This is a genomic window from Sedimenticola hydrogenitrophicus, assembly GCF_025175675.1.
Classification (GTDB): Bacteria; Pseudomonadota; Gammaproteobacteria; order Chromatiales; family Chromatiaceae; genus Sedimenticola; species Sedimenticola hydrogenitrophicus.
In genome coordinates this window covers 1-1,392 of sequence record NZ_JANIOA010000103.1, presented here as the reverse complement: position 1 = coordinate 1,392, position 1,392 = coordinate 1, and the positions used below count along the sequence as shown (strand labels likewise).

Below are 1,392 nucleotides of genomic sequence, written 5' to 3'. Positions count from 1 at the left end.
CAGTATTTTCCAATACTTAAATGAGTCTGAAGGTGGGGGGATTAGCCGGTTTTCAGTGCCTGTCCATGAATGGTTTTAAAGAGTATCTGGCGGGCCTTTTGTAGTTGATCCGCCGCTTGGTTATCACTGATCCGGAGAGCAGCCTTGTCGAGTATTTCAAAACTGATGCCGGGTTTCAAATACTCTTTGGCATTGGGTAATGATTTGAGTTTTTCATAGGGCGTCATCAGGTTCTCATAGCGGTAGACCTTGCGTTGCTTCCCCTTCGCGTCCGTGTGGGTTTCAGGGAAGAAGCAGGGGCGGTGAAAATTAAGATAGGGATTCAGATGCAGCCGGTTGAAGTCGTTGATCAGCGGTGCCCAGCGCTGCGGTATGTGACTGTAACCGAACTGTTTTCTGACCACGGCGGCGTTCTTGCTTTCCGCCAGGGCATTGTCATTGCTATGCCGGGACCGTGATTTGGTGAACTCGATACGCAACTTCTCCAGCAGGTCGGCGACCCGCCGATTGATGTATTCGGAGCCGTTGTCCGAGTGGAAGCCGAGCAACTGGAAGGGAAAGGCCTGAAGCATCTGTTCCAGCGCCGGGATGAGGTAGCGCTCACTGATCTTTTCGGCGCTGCAGACGATCTCGAACTGTGTGACCTCATCGACGGCGTTGATGTGGTAAACCCCCTTCTGCCGGTCCAAGTCGCCCTGATGGACGGTGTCGATGCGGATATAGCCCGGCTGGCCGTCAGGCTGAGGTTTGCGCCGCTCGCCGATAGGCGACACCTTGGGTCGGGTCTTCTCGAAATGGCGCCGTTGTCGGGTGTAAGCCGTGGACTTTCTCAGGTTGTACAGGTGGCTGACGGAGATCGAGGCCAGCACCGTGTACTGGGTCTCACCGAAGACCCCGCAGGCTCGCTCACACAGCTTCTTGAGTGCCGGCCCACAGGGGGTGTCATGGCGCTCGTCCATCGACGCCAGCAGGCGGATATCCTGTTCGGTGTACTTGCGCTTAAAGCCGGAGACAGTCCGCTGGCGGCGTTGGAGCCGGCCCGTGCGGCGGTACTGGGCCACCAGCCGGGTGAGCTGCTGTCGTGAATAGCCACTGACCTTCATCAGATAACGCATCACCACCCCCTTGCTCACCCGGGGCAGTGTCGGGTAGCGGAACTTGACCAACTCCCGCTGAATCCAGCGGTAGCAGGCGTCCTTGTCGTCGATGACCGTAAAGGCCACTGACTGGGTGCCAGATATAAATTCCTCGAGTTGATTTATCGTTTTTAAGTCTTCGAGTTTCATGATGGTTTTCATCCCCCATCATGAACGGTACCTGCTGCGGCTTTAGACTCATTTCATATTAGAAACACCAGCCCCCCTTCAGACTCATTTCATATTGGAAAAGGCT

At 55.3% G+C, this 1,392-nt stretch carries 1 protein-coding gene; it reads right to left on the bottom strand.

The genetic code is table 11. From position 1 onward, the window contains the following. Positions 1 to 41: 41 nt before the first annotated feature. A complete protein-coding gene (locus tag NPX02_RS21120; RefSeq protein WP_260296041.1) occupies positions 42 to 1,286 on the bottom strand; it encodes a DDE-type integrase/transposase/recombinase in 1,245 nt (414 codons plus the stop codon). Positions 1,287 to 1,392: the final 106 nt, after the last annotated feature.